This window comes from Corynebacterium sp. HMSC064E07 (genome assembly GCF_001815745.1).
In the GTDB taxonomy this organism is placed as follows: Bacteria; Actinomycetota; Actinomycetes; order Mycobacteriales; family Mycobacteriaceae; genus Corynebacterium; species Corynebacterium jeikeium_D.
In genome coordinates this window covers 70,109-88,759 of record NZ_KV821829.1, presented here as the reverse complement: position 1 = coordinate 88,759, position 18,651 = coordinate 70,109, and the positions used below count along the sequence as shown (strand labels likewise).

General features: G+C 56.5%; 13 protein-coding genes. 11 read left to right on the top strand and 2 right to left on the bottom strand.

What is annotated here, in order from left to right; genetic code table 11:
• Position 1: 1 nt before the first annotated feature.
• Positions 2–1,534 carry an ABC transporter substrate-binding protein gene (locus HMPREF3053_RS10610; RefSeq protein WP_035010183.1) on the bottom strand — a complete coding sequence of 511 codons (1,533 nt, stop codon included), beginning with the start codon at positions 1,532–1,534 and terminating at the stop codon, positions 2–4.
• 164 nt (positions 1,535–1,698) lie between these two features.
• Between HMPREF3053_RS10610 and HMPREF3053_RS11240 the strand changes: the two genes are divergently transcribed.
• From HMPREF3053_RS11240 to HMPREF3053_RS10575, 9 genes are all read left to right on the top strand, one after another.
• Positions 1,699–2,253, top strand: a complete 555-nt coding sequence (locus HMPREF3053_RS11240; RefSeq protein WP_246819403.1) for a Fe(II)-2OG oxygenase family protein — start codon at positions 1,699–1,701, stop codon at positions 2,251–2,253.
• Positions 2,217–2,666, top strand: coding sequence for a TauD/TfdA family dioxygenase (locus tag HMPREF3053_RS11235; RefSeq protein ID WP_232745339.1), 450 nt, complete (start codon positions 2,217–2,219; stop codon positions 2,664–2,666). Before HMPREF3053_RS11240 ends, HMPREF3053_RS11235 begins: the two co-directional genes overlap by 37 nt.
• Entirely contained in the window at positions 2,663–3,655 is a 993-nt protein-coding gene (locus HMPREF3053_RS10600; protein ID WP_070429116.1) for an ornithine cyclodeaminase, read from the top strand. Before HMPREF3053_RS11235 ends, HMPREF3053_RS10600 begins: the two co-directional genes overlap by 4 nt.
• A complete protein-coding gene (locus tag HMPREF3053_RS10945; RefSeq protein ID WP_076772194.1) occupies positions 3,649–5,037 on the top strand; it encodes an alanine racemase in 1,389 nt (462 codons plus the stop codon). Before HMPREF3053_RS10600 ends, HMPREF3053_RS10945 begins: the two co-directional genes overlap by 7 nt.
• An 18-nt stretch (positions 5,038–5,055) precedes the next feature.
• Complete coding sequence (locus tag HMPREF3053_RS10595; protein WP_069359689.1) at positions 5,056–6,117, top strand: PLP-dependent cysteine synthase family protein; 1,062 nt, start codon at positions 5,056–5,058, stop codon at positions 6,115–6,117.
• Positions 6,099–7,553: an MATE family efflux transporter gene (locus tag HMPREF3053_RS10590; protein ID WP_070429115.1), complete on the top strand. Its 1,455-nt coding sequence runs from the start codon at positions 6,099–6,101 to the stop codon at positions 7,551–7,553. The genes HMPREF3053_RS10595 and HMPREF3053_RS10590 overlap by 19 nt, the downstream gene beginning before the upstream one ends.
• Before the next feature lie 74 nt (positions 7,554–7,627).
• Entirely contained in the window at positions 7,628–9,661 is a 2,034-nt protein-coding gene (locus HMPREF3053_RS10585; protein ID WP_070767689.1) for a galactan 5-O-arabinofuranosyltransferase, read from the top strand.
• 132 nt (positions 9,662–9,793) lie between these two features.
• On the top strand, positions 9,794–13,192 hold the full coding sequence (locus HMPREF3053_RS10580) for an arabinosyltransferase domain-containing protein (RefSeq protein WP_070767688.1): 3,399 nt from the start codon (positions 9,794–9,796) through the stop codon (positions 13,190–13,192).
• A gap of 40 nt (positions 13,193–13,232) precedes the next feature.
• Complete coding sequence (locus tag HMPREF3053_RS10575; RefSeq protein ID WP_070549367.1) at positions 13,233–14,261, top strand: TIGR00730 family Rossman fold protein; 1,029 nt, start codon at positions 13,233–13,235, stop codon at positions 14,259–14,261.
• Positions 14,262–14,288: 27 nt separating this feature from the next.
• Here the strand turns inward: HMPREF3053_RS10575 and HMPREF3053_RS10570 are convergent, their stop codons facing one another.
• Entirely contained in the window at positions 14,289–15,215 is a 927-nt protein-coding gene (locus HMPREF3053_RS10570; RefSeq protein WP_070767687.1) for a glycoside hydrolase family 25 protein, read from the bottom strand.
• A 106-nt stretch (positions 15,216–15,321) separates the two neighbouring features.
• On the opposite strand from HMPREF3053_RS10570, the gene HMPREF3053_RS10565 reads away from it, so the two are divergent.
• Both HMPREF3053_RS10565 and HMPREF3053_RS10560 read left to right on the top strand, forming a co-directional pair.
• Positions 15,322–17,355: a M13 family metallopeptidase gene (locus HMPREF3053_RS10565; RefSeq protein WP_070767686.1), complete on the top strand. Its 2,034-nt coding sequence runs from the start codon at positions 15,322–15,324 to the stop codon at positions 17,353–17,355.
• Between the two features lie 240 nt (positions 17,356–17,595).
• Positions 17,596–18,597 carry a sugar-binding transcriptional regulator gene (locus HMPREF3053_RS10560; protein ID WP_070767700.1) on the top strand — a complete coding sequence of 334 codons (1,002 nt, stop codon included), beginning with the start codon at positions 17,596–17,598 and terminating at the stop codon, positions 18,595–18,597.
• Positions 18,598–18,651 lie beyond the last annotated feature (54 nt).

The window sequence follows — 18,651 nt, the reverse complement described above, 5'->3', positions numbered from 1 at the left end:
ACTAAGCCTTCTGGACGGTTTCAAGAAGGACACGACCATAGCCTGGAGCCTTAGGCAGACCACTCAAATTAGCTCTCGCAATATCGACTCCGTCAGATGCACCCCAGACCAGATACCCGGATCGCTCGAACTCAATCTTCTGCAGCTGGCGGCTTAGCTGGTTAATTCTCTCAGTATCGGTGCTTTCCAGTACCTGATCATAGATCTCGTTGAATTCAGCATCATCAAATGCGGTCTCATTAGAGGCCGCGTCACCGTCGAGAACCTTCCCAGCGAAGAAGAGCACAGAATCATTAGTTCCCCAATAGCCACAATATAGGTCTGCCTTGGTCCATGTCTCGTCGTAGAAAGTACCCGAATCCTGCTCCACTACATTGAGAGTCATGCCGATTTCTTTCACCTGATCAGCGATAACCTTCATCGCCTCTACTTGACCCGGAGCCTCAGGGGTAACGTACAAGTCATACGTTTTCTCAAGGTCAAAATCTGCCTCTTGGAGGAGATTCTTCGCTTTCACAACGTCACGCTTACGCACTAACGAAGAATCCAGGTTCGAATCTGCCGTTCCAAGAATGTCGTTTGCAGGGGTTCCATAACCGGAGAGAGCTCGTTGGATGATTTGCTCCCGATCAACTGCAAGGCGCAGCGCCTGACGAACTTTCACATCTGAGAAAGGCCCATCTGAGGTACGCATGATTAGTGGAATAACCGAGTCATTCATCCGGCGCACAATCTTTATATCTTCATTTCCTTCGACGGATCGGGCCGCAATAGGACCCGCAGCTTGAGCTAAGTCAATTTGCCCGGACAACAGCGCATTAGTCATTGCGGTGGAGTCTTCAAATGGAATGACATGGACCTCAGCAACTCCTGCTACTGTTCCGTGATAGTTATCGAAACGCTTGAGCTTAGCAGAACCATTTTCCCAACTGACCAGCTGGAACGGCCCCGATCCAATGGGCTTTTCAGCAGAGGAACCCTTCTTCATCACGAAGGTCATCAATCGCGCAAGCATCGGAAGCTGTGAATTCGGTTCCGCAGTTTCCATCACAACGACGTTGGCTCCAGCAGCACGAATGCTATCAGGCATCACTGGAAGCCGGAATGAGTTTTCCTCATCCGAAAGCATCTTCTTCAACGACCACACGACATCTTCAGATGTGACCGAGGAACCATCATGGAAGGTAGCACCGTCGGCAATCATAAATTCCCACTCAGTCGGATTATTCTGTTTCCATTCCTGCATCAGGCGTGGCACTACAGTTTCTTTCTCGCCCGGCACCGTCAGAGCCTCCCAGATCAGGGAGCTAATAAGCATATCTGAATCATTAGGCAAAAGCTGGTAAGGGTCTCGTTGAGCGCTTGCCGCTTTCCCGAGAGCCCCAACACGCAGCACATTAACGTTTTCGACTTCATCCCCACTGGCAGCCCCATCCCCTGCCGTCGACTCTCGTGACGTACACGCCGTCAGAAAAGTGCCTGTCCCAATAACTGCCATTGCAGCGAGGAATTGGCGTCGAGAAAAATTGGTCATGATGGTTCCTTAATCTCTAAGAAAGACTGCCCACAGGAGAAAAGACATAGCTAACAACTACAGCAGCAGTAAAGCTTAGGCAAGCCTACTAACGAAATTCTTTTAAGAATAATTACCTAGGTCACCCTTTACAGCATAGGCTACCCCCACCTAATCTCTCTGTCATGCAGCATTTGCACCTGAGCCAAGAACTCTCACACAGGATCGTTAAAGCTGCCGACGAACTGGCTGCGACACAGAAGATTAGCTCTCCCGACTCGTACAATGCCATCAATCATCTTTTGACTGATGAGCTGGAGGAACTGAAAGAACTAATTCTGCTCTCCCCTACTGCCCATGCCACTTCCATCCATGGACTTCCCTTCCCTGCAGTTCACGGACCTACCCCAGCCACGTGGCAGGAATGCGTTGGCAAGGTCCGAACCTGGAGATTCGTTCTTGCGATCATCGCTAGCGCTGTCGGTCGCCCATTCGGATGGTTCGGACAGCAGAAAGGCCGTATCACCACAGACTTGGTGCCGACCCGCAGCCAGGAGAACCAGCAAGTTGGCGCCAGCAGCAACACCACATTGACTCTGCACACAGAAGATGCTTTTCATCCGCGGCGCGCGACGCACTTCGCTTTATTTGGTCTTCGTAACCCCAAAAATGTCGGCACTACGCTGGCCCCCATCGATGAAGCATGGCATCTACTCGATGTAGATTCGAAAAAATTCTAACCGGGGACGGAGCCATCATTATTCCAGATGCATCTTACGGTGATTACGAATATGCAGCTCCTACTGCCATGACATCAATCTGGAAAACTGATGGCAATTTAGGCATGCGGTTTGACCCCGCCTACACAGACAAAAATTCTGGAACCTTACAGTGGTGGGAGGCATTTGAGAAGCTTCAACAGGCTCTTCACACTGTCACCTATACGGTGCCTATAAAGCCAGGTCAGATGGTCATCATCAACAATGACCGATGCGCCCACGGACGAGTACCTTTCGTAGCCAACTACGACGGGACCGACCGCTGGATGCTACGCATCAACATTATGGGAACCAAAAACACACGCCCCATCAATGAAATCAACGAACCCGGCTACGGCCAACACATCCGATTTATGGATGGTGAAATCCTATGAAACAGCGAACTAACCTGACCGTCCTCAGCAGATCAGAACTAGCTCAAATAAAAATTTCACCCGAGTCCGTACTCGAGTCGGTGAAATCCGCTCTCATCGAGCTCGACCAGCCAGGAACTCTGTGCCCAGGGAAAATCAAAGTTGAAGTACCTGAAAGCGTGAGTTACTCGATGGTCGGCAGAAGTCGTTCTTCAAATTCCGTCGGATTCAAGACTTCCTATACCCATTGGAGCAAAACTCACCAACAAAGCGCCAGGGATAGAAGCTATTACACGACCCTCACACTGTACGACGATTCCAGCGGATATCCTATTGCACTTCTCGACGGCGCTGCGGCAGGAACTCTCAGAACCCCGGCAGTCTCAGCGCTGTTGGCACAGTATGCTGGTGCAATTCCTCAGAGCGCTCTCATCATCGGTTCGGGAACCCAAGGACAAAACGCAGCCCCTTTTCTCCTTGAAACCTTTGAAACATTAAACACGATTTATCTCGCCGGCAGCCACAGCGTGGGACTAGAGAAAGGCGCCAAGATTGCATCAACAGCAGCAGTGAAGCTTGGCCGAAAAATAAAAATCAAGATTGTAGACGATCCTACAACTGTGAGTTCAAACTGTGATCTCATTATCGGGGCCGCTGGACCTGAGACTCGTTGTACTGTCACAGCATCCGATATTCCCCGGCACGCAACCGTCGTTGTTGTGGGCTACGGAATCGCCCCTGATATCTGTCATCAAGCGAGCAGAGTCATCACGACGAGTATCGAACAGATGAATGTTACCGGTCGCGATTACGCTGACACCGATGGTCGGTTGCCGAATGTCCATGCCGAACTATCCGATTTGCTCCGCAAAGGGCGCAAACTGCCTCGTATTGACGAAACTACGTTTTGCTATAACAGCGGACTAGTTCTAACCGATATCGCTGTCGGCCAAATCCTCGCCAAGGAAGGTCTTAAGCAGGGATTCGGGACGGAGATATCCCTGTGGTAAGTGCCATATCATGCAAGATTGATGTTCCAAGCTGGCAAACGGCTCTGATTGGCTCAGGGAAACTTGACTTCATTGCTGAGCTTTCCGACACCCCTTTTCATGTCCTTTGCCCAAACCAATTTGCTCAAACACTTTCAGCCTGGCATACAACCGCTAAGGAAGTCGGCATTAAATTCGGTATTCGATTTGGCAAAAAGGCAAATAAGTCCGCGCACTTCAGTCGCGAGATAGCACTGAGTGCTCTTCGTGGTTTCGACAGTGGAATCGATGTCGCCAGCGTAGAAGAGTTCCAATCATCTCTGGCCGCTGGTGTACCAGGAAATAAATTAATCATTACTGGTGCTACACCGAGTCGAGAACTTATCCATTTGGCAGTTTGCCACGATGCAACTCTAACTATTTCCAATGAAGTAGATTCAAGAATAATTTCCCAATTTGTCGACGAAATCGATACGCCTAATCAGCTCCGAGTTCTTCTCCGGATTGCGAACCAAACCCCCTCCACACGGTTTGGTATGAGCATCGATACCGCCTTGTCTCTAACCGCTCGTCTTAGCCAAGGCCGTGCCAACATCGAAATTACCGGCCTAAGTTTCCACTGCAACGGTTATGACCTCCACGAGAGGATAAACATGTCGCATCTGGCAATCGACACCCTACTCAAGGTGCGCTCCCTGTCTCCACGGGCCGACACTATTTCCATTGGAGGTGGATTTCCCACAAGCTCAGTCGAGTATGGAGTCTGGCGAAACCTACAATCTCGACTAAAAAACGAAATGTTCATAGATTCGGATAAACCTAAAGACCAATATCCGTTCGGATCACCTTTATCCGGACAATACTCACTACGGTTTATAGCTAATCAACATCGCCCACTGACACGTCGAGATATGGAGTCCACTCGACGCAGCTCGGACTCCATGGCTCAGCGCGCTCATCGTCACAACATAAAGATTTTGGCAGAGCCTGGACGGTCTTTATGCCAGTTCGCGGGTGCTAGTTTCTTTCCTGTTCTTTCGTGTCACGCATTGCCCAATGCTGCACGGACAGTAACTGTCGTACGTGGAACTAGTCTCAGCCTCTCAGAGCAATGGTTCAACTCGGAGTATTATCCGGACCCATACCTTGTGCGTAACGGAGTCATTATCGACTCGGGAGTAGCTACCGCAACAGCAGTTTCCGGATCAACGTGCTTAGACAGCGATTATCTCAGCAAAAGAATGATTCAACTCCCCGACAGGCCTCGACCTGGAGATTTCCTAGTCTATCCCGACACAGCCGGGTATCAAATGGACTCGAACGAGTCTGCTTTCCACGGATATCGGATTCCTCAGAAATACGCCTTTAATCCTGTCACCATGACCATCACGGAAGATCGCTAGAACAGAGGCCAAATAAAGATGCCAAAAAGAATTTATACGCAGATGTCTCAACTCATTGGCAATACTCCTCTGTTCGAGCTTGTCTGTACTCCCCAGAAAAGTCGCGTTTTGCTTAAGCTCGAGCAATTCAACCCAACTGGAAGTGCGAAAATCCGGATGGCCCAGTCGATGATTAAGGCGGCAGAGCAGGATAACCGACTTCAAGAGCATGGCACTATCGTTGAATCGACTTCCGGTAATACTGGACAGGGCTTAGCACTTCTTGCACTTGAGCGCGGATACGACTTCGTAGCAGTCGTCGATAATCATTCTTGTAAAGATAAATTGAACTCCATGCGTGCAATGAATGCACAGATGTGCTTCGTTTCCAATCAAGATGACGATTCGCTCGCCACATCGGCTAGAGAAAACCATGCTGAGGAGCTCAGCAAACAACACGGCTGGGTATTCATGAAGCAGCACGACAATGTTGCAAATTCAATGGGTTATTACCCTGCAGCTGATGAAATTTTGAATGATCTCGGAGCAAGTCCATCTCATATCATCAGTGCTGTAGGCACAGGTGGAAGTCTCTTTGGAGTTACTGAACGTCTCCATCAATTGGGACACCGTCCCACTATTATAGGCGTCGAACCGGAAGGTTCCATTGCATTCGGTGCTCCTGGACACGACTATTGGCAATCTGGAACGGGCACCCCCGAAGGTGCAGTTATCGGCACTTCGGTTCGCTACGACTTACTCGACTACGGAGCAAAGGTATCCGACAAGGCAGCTTTCGCTGCATGTCGGGCGATCGCAAAGCATACGGGACTTCTACTGGGAGGATCTGCCGGTGGAGCCGTAGTGGCAGCCCTCGAGCTCCTACCGAGCTTTCCCGCTGGTTCTACATCATTGACCATGGTGTGCGATGGAGGGGAAAAGTATCTAGATACCGTGTTCAACGATGAGTGGATGGCCGAACGCGATTTGCTCGATGTAGCTCTCGAGTCCAAAATTTGGGAACAAGTTATGTCATTGCGCGCTGGGGAAAGCCCAATTTCGCTAAATTCAACACGAGTTTCATGGTCGAAGGAAAAGTAGTGCCCGGAGCTACCTCTCAGAAACTAAACCGCCAGATTTTGGCGTTGTCTCTTCCCCTTGCCGGCACACAGCTTGCGAATATCGCAATTTCAACCACCGACACTTTCATGATGGGCCAACTTAGCCTCGGGGCTCTTGCTGGCGGAGGTTTGGCAGTTGTGTGGTTTAACCAGATACGCACAATGGCCGTGGGCCTATTAACACCGCTGGGCAATAGAATTGCGTCGGCTCATTCACTCTACGAAAGCAAATCTCGCGAGCGAGCGGACTCCGAACTATCTGCCGCTACGCTGCAACGCGAAATTCGCAACCTCTCACGCACCGGCTGGCTATTAGCAACTGTCAGCGGTCTAGTGGGAGCACTGGTTCTGATGGCGATTGCCTACGCCCTACCGTTTTTCGGCCAGTCCGCTGAGATTAGTTCCGCAGCCACTTCCATGATGTGGTTGCTCGCGCCAGGTCTTGTTCCTTGTTTGTGGTTCCAAGTCTCCCGTCAGTTTTGTGTAGGCCTCGGCAAACCAAAATCTCTACTGCACATCACCGTGGCGATGATTGTAGTGAATGCAGCATTGAACTACGCACTCGGTTTCGGGTTCGGGCCTATTCCTGCATTGGGGCTGCTAGGTATTGGACTGTCCACCACACTGGTTCATTTATTGTCGGCCCTAATTTACCTGCGAATCACCATCCGAGATCCCGACCTCTCAACTTTTCTTGCCCTCGATTTCTGGAGTGCCGACAGAGACACGATGCACGGAAGGCTCCGTCACCTCGTCCGCACTCAGCTTCGTCTGGGGCTTCCAGTCTCAGCAACCTACGGAGCCGAAGCGGGCATGTTTTCTGTGCTGGCGATGGTCATGGGATCCTTTGGCACAGAAGCACTCGCAGCGCACAACGTCGTCTATCAAATAACCTTTATTGTTTTCCAGATTGGTGTTGGGTTCTCCCACGGCAGCTCTATTCTTGTGAGTCGCGCTTGGGGTCTGAATGACAACTCCCTTGCACGCCAAGTCGGCATTCGAACTCAAACGATGATGGCTGCCATCGTTGCTGTTGCTTCCGTCAGCTTTCTTTGCGCTCCCCGCCTCGTACTTTCCCCATTTATAAACAGCTCCGAGAAATCCAATGCCACCGAGACATTAAGCATCGCATTGGGGTTGTTGGCTATTGGCGCAGTGATGGAATTTGTCGATACTGCACAAAACATAGCTATCGGTCTCCTGCGCGGGATTAGCGACACCACTACTGGTTTGAAGGCATCCCTCACTGGTTATTGGATTATAGGTTTGCCAGCTGCTTTAATACTTGCTTTTCCCATCGGTCTAGGGCCTCACGGGGTGTGGTGGGGATTGGTCATCGGGCTTGCCAGTTCTTCAATAATCCTTTGGAGAGCTTTCCTTCTCGCGACGCGTAAAGACCTTACCGTGAAACTCTAAAGAACTCGTCCCTCAAAGCGATATCCACGTCGCAGGTATCCGGTCGTTCACGTTCGTGTGCAACACTTAAAAGCATGGTTGACAAGCAGGCCGACACCTCATCATGCAGCGAAGCCCAACAGGCTTCGCCAGCTTTTGACGAAACTACAGAGTTTTCCACAAACCGGCTCGCAGGCGAGTTCACCGACGAAGATCGCTACGAGATCTTCAATGATGACCAGCTCTCCCTCAAGGCTGCCCTCCTCTACCTGGTCGCAGCGCTTGTGGGCGGTTCGGTTATCGCTCTGGCGTCCTGGTTTGTGTTCCACCGCCTGTCACTGCCGGCCTTTGGCGGCTCGCAGCTGACCAGGGCGGTCGCAACAGCGCTGATTGTCATCACGCTGACGCTCACCACCGTCCTGCTGTATTTCTTCGCCACCAAGGGCAAAGACAATCGCCCCCGGTGGCTAACGTGGTTGACGTACCTGATGGCTTACATGTCACCGGCCATTCTGGTGGTCTCTGCCGTCGGCCTGCCGCTGGGCTCGACCAAGCTGTGGTTAGACGGTCTGTCTGTCGACCAGGAGTTCCGCACTGAATACCTCACCAGGATGGCCGCGGAGCCTGGCCTGCATGACATGTCGTACATCGACATCCCGTCTTTCTACCCCGCTGGTTGGTTCTTCCTGGGCGGACGCCTGGCCAATATCCTGGGCATTGCCGGCTGGGAGGTCTTCCAGCCCTGGGCGTTGATGACACTCGCCGCTGCTGGCTGTGTTTTGATTCCGGTGTGGCAACGCCTGAGTGGCTCCCTGCCAGTAGCCACTGGCATTGCGCTGACAACCACGGCCGTCGCCCTGGCCACTGTCGCCGATGAGCCCTACGCCGCAGTCGTTGCTATGGGTCTTCCGGCGATGACCGTGATGGCCTGGCGCGGTCTCACCGGCGCTTGGTCCGCCATGTTTGGCGTACTCGTCTTCCTGGGTATTTCTGCGACTTTCTACACTCTTTACACTGCCGTAGGCGCGCTTATTGTGGTCGTGTTGGCCGTGGTCGCGTGGACGTCGTCAAGCTCGTGGATTCCCGTAGTGCGCCTGATCATTATGGGCGTGGGATCGATGCTGATTGCGGCGACGGTGTGGGGTCCGTACATGCTGGCGGTTGCGACGGGGGCACCGCGCTCGGGCGCGACAGCGACGCATTACCTGCCGCCGGAGGGTGCGCAGCTGCCTTTGCCGATGCTCGCCGCCAGCGTGATCGGTGTGCTGTGTTTCATCGGTGTCGTGCGCATGCTGGTCAGCGCCACAGAGCCGGATGCGCGCGCGCTCGGCTTGGGCACGCTGGTGCTCTATGGCTGGGTAGTGGCCTCGATGGTGGCGACGCTGCTCGGACGCACGCTGCTGGGGTTTCGCCTCACCGCACCGATTACGTTCATGTTGATTGCGGCTGGTGTGGTCGCGCTTGCCGACGCCCGTCTCAACGGCATCGAGAAGTACTGGCCGCAGGCGGCACCAGCTCACATTGCCAAGCGTGTTTCCGCGGTAATGGCGGCAGTCTTGCTGCTGGCGGGCATTGGCTACGCGCAGTCGATTCCGAATAAGTTGCATGGCGCCATCGACTTGGCGCATACCGACACCGACGGTAACGGCGAGCGCGCGGACCGCTTCCCACCGAATGCCGGGGCGTGGTACTCAGCGGTGGACCAAACGCTGAAGGAGGCCGGGCTCGATCCGGCCCAGACAGTGGTGCTGACGGATGAGAAGAATTTCCAAGCACTCTATCCCTGGTACGGATTCCAGGCACTGACCAGCCACTACGCTAACCCTCTGGGTGAGTTTGACCGCCGTAATCAGGCATTGGAGGAATGGTCGGAAATTCGCGACCCCGATGAGCTCGTGCAGGCCATGGATGCAACGCCGTGGCGCGGACCGGATGCCATTGTGCTGCGGGGCGAGGTTGAGACACCTGATGGCGAGGATGCCGCTCCACTGACGTTGGACATCGCGGATGATATCTATCCGAACAATCCGAATGTGGTCTTCCGGAGCCTGAATTTTGCCCGCTCTGCATTTGAGAAGCACTGGGAGCTAAACCAGGTCGGCCCGTTCGTAGTGGCGGTTCGCAAGTAGGTATTCGCAAGTAGGTATTGGGCGGCTATCCCCTGCTGTAAACGTGATTCCTGTTACTAATGTGGAAACTGTGATGTAACTTTCGCGTTGCAAACTCAAAGAAAAACGCCAATTACCGTAGTATCTTTCCTTGTGACTGCCGAAACTAAAGAAATCAAAGAAAGTGTCGACGGCTCACCCGAAGTGACCATCGACCGCGTGGAGAGACCGCCTATGGACGGCCCCTCTCCTACGACACTGACTCGTTGGACAGCGATTATCGCTGGAATCGTCGGTTTCATTTGCTTTGTCATCACACCGTTCCTCCCGGTCGTGAATACTCAGTCCTCCGTGTCTTGGCCTCAGCGCGACACACTGAACTCAGTGGATGCACCGCTTATGGCGCAGGCACCGTTGGATCTGAGCGTCGATCTGCCTCTGTCCCTGACGGATGAACTCTCCGACAAACGGACGACCCTGTTGTCGACTATCCCCCCGACCGCGGATAAGCCGACCAAACGGGGCCTGATGGTGCGTTCGGGCAAGGACGGCCTCGACGTCATTCTGCGCGACAGCGTGGTGATGAGCCTGGATAAGAAGGAGCTTGCCGCAAACAAGGGCAGGATCCTGGAAATCCGTTCCACCGAGCACAAAACCACCGTCAACATCGACGGCGCCAAGAACTCAGATGGTGAGAAGCTCACCGCCACCACACACGGCGATTACCGTCCGCAGGTCACCGGTATCTACACTGACCTGCCCGCTGACGGCGACGCGGCCAAGGCCGTAGCCGATGGACTCGATGTCCACATGAACATCGACTCCCGCTACACCTCACACCCGACAGTGGTGAAGTACATCGTCATGTACTTGGGTCTGCTTCTGACGCTGGCTTCCCTCGTCGCGTTGGCTCGCATTGACCGTATCGACGGTTCCCCTTTCACTCCGCTGTTCAAGCGCGGTGCGTTGAAGCCGACTCCGCTGGACATCCTGGTCGGCACGATTTTGGTTGTTTGGCACTTCATCGGTGGCAACACCTCCGATGACGGTTACATCTTCACCATGGCGCGCGTCTCCGACGAGTCGGGCTACATGGCGAACTACTACCGTTGGTTCGGCGCTCCTGAGTCACCGTTCGGCAGCCCCTACTACGACCTGCTGTCGCTAATGGTGAAGGTGTCCACCTCATCTCTGTGGATGCGACTGCCGGCGCTGCTGTCCGCACTGCTGGTGTGGTTCATTATCTCCCGAATGGTTATCCCGCGCCTCGGCGACAAGATTGCCCAGCGCCGGGTGGCCTACTGGTCTGCTGCTGGTGTGCTATTGGCCTTCTGGCTGCCGTACAACAACGGACTGCGCCCGGAGCCGGTCATTGCTCTGGGATCCCTGCTGACCTGGGTATTCATTGAGCGCGCAATTCTGACTCGACGCCTGCTGCCAGCTGCAGTCGCAGTGGTTATCGCCACGCTGGCACTGGGCTCGGGCCCAACGGGCCTAATGGCAGTTGCTGCCCTGCTCGCAGGCATCCCGATGCTGGTGCGCATTGTCGTTGAGCGCCATAAGGCTCTCGGTGGTGGTTGGCAGGCCCCACTGATGCAGATTGCGCCGTTCCTGGCTGCGGGCACCGCAATCTTGGTCGGTGTCTTCGGCGACCAGACTTTGGCCACGGTCCGCGAGTCCATTCGCGTCCGCAGCATCATCGGCCCGTCGGAGCCTTGGTACAACGAGTACGTCCGCTACTACTGGCTGGTGCTGCAGTCGGTCGACGGCGCCTTCCCGCGTCGTTTCCCAGTTCTGATTGCACTGGCGTGCTTGACCATCACGATTGCCGCGCTGCTTCGTCACCGCACCGTTCCGGGGGCTCTGGCCGGCCCGTCGGCACGCCTGGTGTTCATGTTCATCGGCACCATGTTCTTCCTGACCTTCACGCCGACAAAGTGGACGCACCACTTCGGCGTGTACGCGGGCATCGCGGCTTCCCTGGCAGCACTTGCCGCCATGGCCATTAGCCATTGGGTAGCAGGTAACCCGCGCAACCAGCTGTTCTTTGCCGGTGGTATCACCTTCATCCTCGCTTTCTCACTGATGGGCATTAACGGCTGGTGGTATGTGTCGTCCTACGGTGTGCCGTGGTTCGACAAGACCATTCAGTTGCGTGGCCACCAGCTGGGCTCAGCGGTATTGGCTCTGGCCTTGCTACTGCTGCTGGCTGGTGCCGTAATGAACTTCGTCCAGGAGTTCCGCACCAAGCCGAAGTCGCAGGAAAAGTCGGCACGTGCGCGCCGCATCAATGCAGTTGCATCGTCCCCGATTGCGGTGACGACGCTGCTGGTGACGATGTTCATGGTGGCTTCACTGGGCAAGGGCGCAGTATCGCAGTACCCGGCATACTCGGTCGCCGCCGGCAATATCCGCTCCTTGGCTGGTCAGACATGTAATATGGCGAGCGATGTGCTGATGGAAACCGATCCGAACGATGGCTTCCTGAATACCGTCGATGGCAAGCCGCTAGCGGAATCGCTGCGCGGTGGCGGCAAGAACCGTGGCTTCGACCCGAACGGCGTCCCGTCTAATATGAAGGCCGAAGCTGTGGACACCAGCCAGAGCCAGGCAAGTACTGCCGACACTGATGATCAATCTACTGATCCGGAAGCCACAGTTGAGGGCGGTTCCGCGTCAGGCACCGACGGCGGCAAGCGCGCCGACAAGGGTGTCAACGGCTCGCAGGTCGAGCTGCCATTTGGCTTGGATCCGGATAAGGTGCCGGTGCTTGGCTCCTACTCCGAGGACATTCAGCGTCCTGCAAGCCTGGAAACTTCCTGGTTCCAGCTGCCTGAGATTGACGAGGACCACCCGCTACTCGTCGTATCGGCGGCCGGCCGTATCTTCCACCACGACATCAACGGTGTGGCTCAGCAGGGTCGCAAGCTGGTGGCAGAGTACGGTCGCAAGGGCGGCGACGAGGATGGCTTCGAGGTCCTCTCCGAGTCGGAGCCGATTGATATCGGCCCTGCTCCGACCTGGCGTAACCTGCGCTTCCTGACCGAGGAGATCCCAGAGGGAGCGACCGCTGTGCGACTGGTCGCGGAGGACAATGACGTCTCCGAGGATCAGTGGCTGGCACTGACCCCGCCGCGCCTGGCCGAGCTGCAGTCGATGACTGATGTCATTTCGCCGGAAACTGCGACTATCCCGGACTGGCCGGTTGCCTTCCAGTTCCCGTGCCAGCGTCCGTTCGACCACTACGCAGGTGTCGCAGAGCTTCCGGAATACCGCATCACTCCGGACCGTGGCCTGAAGGTCGTCGGTGCAGATGTCTGGCAGTCGGTCGATGGCGGTGGTCCGCTCGGATTCTCCGACGCTGTGAATGAGGCTACGTCCGTACCGACTTACCTCAAGAACGACTGGCGCCGCGACTGGGGTTCCGTCGAGAAGCTCTCGCCGCGTCCGAATAAGGACAAGGTCAAGCCGGATGTCGCCGAAATTGAGTATGAAGATATCACTCGCTCGGGTCTATACTCGCCCGGGAAGATGATTGTGAAGGATCCCTAGGCGAAAGAGCCTCGGTGCCTCCTTCACCTAAGGAGCCCGAGTGACTGCACAAACCCGTTCCATCGTTGTCGCCGCAATGGTTGTGACTGACCCGGTGGGGCGGGTTTTGTGCGTTCGTAAGCGAGGTACGGATACGTTCATGCTGCCCGGCGGCAAGTTCGAGCCGGGTGAGTCCGTCGATAACCCGGAGGTCACCGCCGCGCGCGAGGTCTCCGAGGAGCTCGGCGTGGACATCGAGCTATCGCAACTGCGTCCGTGGAATATCGCCCGCGCAGCCGCCGCCAACGAGGCGGGCTTCGAGGTCGTCGGCCACCATGTGCGCTATGTCGGAGAGTTCACCGATGAGTTGGCAAACGTTCAGCCCCATGCCGAGATTGAAGAGGTCCGCTGGCTCGACCCCTGGCTGCCGACCGGGAAAATCGCCCCTATGCTGGCCGAGACCACTCTGCCGAAACTCCGCGAAGAGCTGCCGCAGCTTGCCGCTGGCCGTGAACAGCCACAGCGCGCACTGTCGTCACTAACTGTTTTCTGCGGCTCCGGCTTCGGCAACGATCTCGCCTGGCGCGTCACCGCCGAACGCCTCGGCCAGACACTCGCGAAAAATCGGGTGGAGCTCGTCTACGGTGGCGCGGCGATTGGCCTTATGGGCACGGTTGCTAACGCAGCGCTTGACGACGGCGGCAGTGTCACCGGTGTCATCCCCGAGGTCCTGGTCAAGAAGGAAATTGCCCATCCGCGGCTGACTCACCTGGAAACTGTTGCGACTATGGCCGATCGAAAGTCGCGCATGTATGAGCTCGGCGATGCTTTTGTTGCACTCCCCGGCGGTGCGGGCACACTGGAAGAGTTCTTCGAGGTGTGGACCCAGCAGCACCTGGGGATTCATGCCAAGCCAGTGGCGTTGCTGGGACCTTCGGGCTTCTGGGAGCCCCTGTTGGCGCTCCTGCGCAAAGTTGTGGATGCGGGGTTTGTGCGACCGGAGCTTCTCGATGCGCTTATTGTCGTCGACGACGTCGACAAGCTCCTGCCTGCGTTGATTGCGTGGCGTGCGGGGCGGACGAAGTTTTAGCCTGCCCCCAGGCCCCACAACACACGGCTAGTGAGCGGCAGCCAGCTGCTGCAGCTCAGCTTCGGTGCCGTTGAAGACGTCCTCGTCCACGATGGTCGGGATGCCATCGATGCGGCCGGTGGAGGAACGCTGCCAGAAGGCCATGCTCTCCCAACCGCCCGGCAGCGAGGTCGGAGCGCTGTCTTCGTAAGCGGCGAGCCACAGCGGGTAGTCGGTGAAGTCGGTCGAGTTACCCATCGGGTTCTGCCAGAACCAACGGTAGGTGTAAATCATCGGGGTTTCGCCAGTCTTTTCCTCGACGCGCTCGAGGAAGTCCTTGGTCCACTTTTGCAGCTGGGTTGGGTTGAGGCCATTGTCTAGCTCGATGTCAAGCACAGGCGGCAGTGTCTTGTCTGTGGAGATTTGTTCATCGCGCTGCTGCAGTGCTTCTACGTACTGGTCAGCCTGCGCGGTTGCGGAGCGATCCGGGTGTGCCTTGTGGTAGCTGCCCACGTACAGACCGGCCTTCGCGGCGGCGATGGAGTCCTCGAGGAAGTACTTCTGGTCACCTTCGACACCGTCGGTGGCCTTGATGAAAGCGAACTTCTGGCCGCTAGCTGCGACCTCGTTCCATTTCAGCGCGACGCCACCTGGGCGCTGCCACTTGGAGACGTCCACACCGGTCGGCCCCATGTGGAAGCCGGTGCGAGCCGGGTTCGACGATGCGCTGGTAGCCGAACCAGTTGAGGAACCGTTGGCATCAGAGCCCTGCGACTCCTGAACAGTCAAAAAGTCGAGCGACCCCTTGGAATCAGCAGCGGACGGGTTGGAGTGTGCAGATGCGTCCTGAGGTTGCGCGTCAGCCGGTGCAATAACACCCAAGGTCAGCGGCGCAACGGCCACGATACTTGCCAAAGTGGCGCGGCCCGGGCGTCGCTTCAGCACCGCGGTCGCGGAAAGTGGAAGAAATTTCATGGTTTGCACCTTACCCCCTAAATCACTTTAGCCCCATTCGCAATCCTAAACTTATCCCACCCCTCCAGTCACAGCTTCAATCCGCCCTTGCCCCTAGACTGGCGGCATGACAAATAGCACTAATACTGAGACCCAGTCCGCAACGTCCCAACTCTCAACGACTCCTCGCCCACAGGATGACCTCTACTTGGCCACCAACGGTGAGTGGATTAGCAATCACGTCATCCCGGCTGACCGCCCCATCGATGGCGCCTTTTACAACCTAAGGGATGAGGCGGAGGAAAATGTCCGCGAGCTCATCACCACTGCCGCCGATGCGGATCCGAATTCCCGCGTCGCTCGCTTGTACAACTCTTTCATGGACGAAGCCGCTATTAATGACGCCGGCGCTGCTCCGCTCGCGCAGGATTTAGAAATGATTGCCTCCGCCGAGAACGCGCATGAGCTGGCGTTGGCACTCGGCCGCCTCGACCGCCTCGGTGTCGGTGGTGCGCTCGGGTACTGGGTAGAGAAGGATTCCGGCTCGGACCTGGATGCTCTCTACCTGCTGCAGTCGGGCCTCGGCCTCCCGGATGAGGCTTACTACCGCGAGCCTGGCCACGCCGACACTCTCGCCGCCTATGAGCAGCATGTTGCCGCTATGTTGAAGCTCCTCTCCTCGCATGACGACGGCGCGGGGGACCTCTCCACTGCACTTGCTGCATTCGAGTTGGTGGACCCGGCCGCTGCGGCGGCGCGCATCGTGGCTTTTGAAAAGCGCATTGCCGCTGGTCACTGGAATGTGGTCGATACTCGCGACGCACTGAAGACCTATAACAAGACCGCTATTGCTGACCTCCCCACCGGCTTCCCGGTCGCGGAATGGCTCGCGGCCACCGGTGTCAATGAGACGAACCAGACTGCCATCGACACCATCGTGGTGATGATGCCGTCGTACTTCGAGCACTTGAGCAAGCTGTGGCAGGACACTGACCTGGCAGATCTGCGCCTGTGGGCGCTGTGGCGCGTTCTCCACCAGCGTGCCGCCTACCTGTCGGATGACTTCTCTGCGGAGAGCTTTAACTTCTACGGCCGCACCTTGCAGGGTTCGACCGAGCAGCGTGCACGCTGGAAGCGTGGTGTTGCCTTTGCCGACGGGGCGGTTGGACATGACGTCGGCAAGCTGTATGTGGAAAAGCACTTCCCGCCGGAGTACAAGGAGCAGGTCCTGGAACTGGTGGACTACCTGCTGGCGGCGTACCGGGAGCGCATTTCGGAGCTGCCGTGGATGACGAAGGCGACGCAAGAGCAGGCATTGGAGAAGCTGTCGCTGTTTAAGGCCAAGATTGGCTACCCAGAGCGCTGGCGTGATTACTCGGCGATGGAGCTCGGGGATTCACTGATGGAAAATGCTCGTTCTGCCAGCGCTTTTGCGCACGATTATGAGGTGGCAAAGCTGGGTACTCCGGCCAATCGCGATGAGTGGCATGGCACTCCACAGACGGTCAATGCCTTCTACAATCCGGTGGTCAATGACATCACGTTCCCGGCTGCGATTTTGCAGTCGCCGTTCTTCTCACCGGACGCTTCCCCGGCGGAGAACTTCGGTGGTATCGGTGCCGTTATTGGTCACGAGATTGGGCATGGTTTTGATGACCAGGGCTCGCAGTATGACGGGCACGGCAACCTCCACCAGTGGTGGACCGATGAGGATCGTGCAGCTTTTGAGAAGCTGACCTCCGCGCTGGTGGACCAGTACGAGGGCCTGGTTCCGCAGGCTCTGCGCGAGCAGGCCGAGGAGGGCGCTGACCTGCCCGGCGTCAATGGTCGCTTCACCCTGGGCGAGAACATCGGTGACTTGGGCGGGCTTGGTATTGCCGTCGTCGCTTTCCGACGTTTCCTCGCTGCCCGCGGGAAGGAGCTCGGGCTGGAGGACACCCCCGAGACCTACCGTGACCTGTTCAAGCAGTGGGCACTGGTCTGGCGTTCCAAGATTCGTCCGGAGTTTGCACGCCAGCTGCTTGCCATCGACCCGCACTCACCAGCGGAGTTCCGCTGCAACGTCATTGCCAGCAACATCGATGAGTTCCATGAGGCCTTCGGCACTTCAGCGGGGGACGGCATGTGGCGTGAGCCGAATGAGCGCGTGAATATCTGGTAATTCTGCGGGAACTCAACCTGCGCTGCGATACCCTCCGATGCCTTCCGCAGCCTCCGGGGACAGCAAATGCCTCACCGTTTACTACAAATGCAAAAGCTGACTTTTTGTTTTTGCAAACGTGGAACTAAAATCACAGGTGAGGCGCACGCTTTCCCGATGACCAAGTCGGGCAGGGTCCCAATCAAGCGAGGTTCCTGTTACAAGTGCGCTTACTAAGTGCTCTTGCTGGAGGAGGCCGCTGTGGACACCCGCGACATCCAAGCACTCACCGCCGTCAAGCTCTATTACGGCGAGGGGCTCACACAGTCTCAGGTTGCAACCGAACTCGGGGTTTCCCGTCCAACGGTCTCTAAACTGCTCAACCTTGGCCGCGAGCGCGGTTACGTGCGCATTGAAATCCACGATCCGCGAGAGGAAGCCTCAGAGACCGCTACGCAGATGCGAGATCGCTACAAGTTGAACGATGTGCGCCTGGCGCAACCGGCACGCGCTGGCAACGCAGTCTTACTCCGCGAGTTGGGGCGTGTGGGCGCCGAGCTTCTCGACGAGCTGGTGGTCGACGGTACCCTTCTCGGTGTTTCGTGGGGTAAGACCATGTACTCCGTATCCACGCAACTGAAGTCCAAGGATGTCTCGGGCGTGGAAATTGTGCAGCTCAAGGGCGGAATGAGTCATTCCGATAAGTCGACGAATGACATCCGCACTATTGGCGGGTTCTGCCACGCTTTCCATGCCTATGCCCGCACATTGCCGCTGCCGGTGATTTTCGATTCGGTCGAGACCAAGCGCATCGTGGAACAGGATCGGTTCATCGCCAGCGTATTGGCGCTTGGCCGGACGGTGGACATTGCCGTTTTCACTGTCGGCGCAGTCGACCATGATTCACTGGCCTTGAACTTGGGGCAGCTGTCGGCAACCGAAAAGGACTTACTCGTGGAGCGCGCAGTGGGCGATGCCTGCTCACGCTTCTACCGCCCGGACGGTGGCATTGCGCTGCCAGAGGTCGATGCCCGCACGGTAGGTATCAGCCTCTCTGACCTGCGCCGGATCCCCACTCGGGTACTTGTGGCCGGTGGCGCACACAAGGCCGAGGCTATCGATGTGGCCCTTCGAACAAAGTTGGCCACTCACTTGGTCATTGACGATGCCACCGCCGAGCGCCTACTTTCGCTCGACTCATCGGACTCACCGGGCTCGCCAGACTCACCCACTAGCTCCACCCCTCCCTCTGCCACGGATTAGCTGTCTCGGGACGCATCAGTACAAAGAACTGACACCCGGGCCCGAGAAGCGTCT

Excerpts from the sequence above, each read along its gene's own strand:
- HMPREF3053_RS10610 (WP_035010183.1), bottom strand. The coding sequence starts at position 1,534 with ATGACCAATTTTTCTCGACGCCAATTCCTCGCTGCAATGGCAGTTATT.
- HMPREF3053_RS11240 (WP_246819403.1), top strand. The coding sequence starts at position 1,699 with ATGCAGCATTTGCACCTGAGCCAAGAACTCTCACACAGGATCGTTAAA.
- HMPREF3053_RS11235 (WP_232745339.1), top strand. The coding sequence starts at position 2,217 with ATGGCATCTACTCGATGTAGATTCGAAAAAATTCTAACCGGGGACGGA.
- HMPREF3053_RS10600 (WP_070429116.1), top strand. The coding sequence starts at position 2,663 with ATGAAACAGCGAACTAACCTGACCGTCCTCAGCAGATCAGAACTAGCT.
- HMPREF3053_RS10595 (WP_069359689.1), top strand. The coding sequence starts at position 5,056 with ATGCCAAAAAGAATTTATACGCAGATGTCTCAACTCATTGGCAATACT.
- HMPREF3053_RS10590 (WP_070429115.1), top strand. The coding sequence starts at position 6,099 with ATGGTCGAAGGAAAAGTAGTGCCCGGAGCTACCTCTCAGAAACTAAAC.
- HMPREF3053_RS10585 (WP_070767689.1), top strand. The coding sequence starts at position 7,628 with ATGGTTGACAAGCAGGCCGACACCTCATCATGCAGCGAAGCCCAACAG.
- HMPREF3053_RS10570 (WP_070767687.1), bottom strand. The coding sequence starts at position 15,215 with ATGAAATTTCTTCCACTTTCCGCGACCGCGGTGCTGAAGCGACGCCCG.
- HMPREF3053_RS10565 (WP_070767686.1), top strand. The coding sequence starts at position 15,322 with ATGACAAATAGCACTAATACTGAGACCCAGTCCGCAACGTCCCAACTC.